Raw genomic sequence first — 308 nt, forward strand, 5'->3', positions numbered from 1 at the left:
GTTACCGTAGGGGGGATTAGCTCAGCTGGCTAGAGCGCCTGCTTTGCACGCAGGAGGTCAACGGTTCGACTCCGTTATTCTCCACTTAGCTTACAACAACACGGCAAAAACAGCAGGTTTTTGCATCTAACTTAGTGACAGTGACGAGACGTAGTTACAGGCAGAGGGTTACCGCCCCGCGCACTTGGCTCACGGATCTTAACTCTACACTAGGAGAAGTTCTTTGACATGATGGGAGAGAGAAAAACAAAGACATTATAAGGTAAGACTGCCTGGAAGTAATTCTAGTGCAGCCCAAGAAGCGGGCC

1 tRNA gene is annotated in these 308 nt (G+C 49.7%); it reads left to right on the top strand.

From position 1 onward, the window contains the following. Window positions 1-10 precede the first annotated feature (10 nt). Window positions 11-84, top strand: a tRNA-Ala gene (locus I0P70_RS21250). Window positions 85-308: the final 224 nt, after the last annotated feature.

Origin of the sequence: Pontibacter sp. FD36 (assembly GCF_015686655.1) — a bacterium.
In the GTDB taxonomy this organism is placed as follows: Bacteria; Bacteroidota; Bacteroidia; order Cytophagales; family Hymenobacteraceae; genus Pontibacter.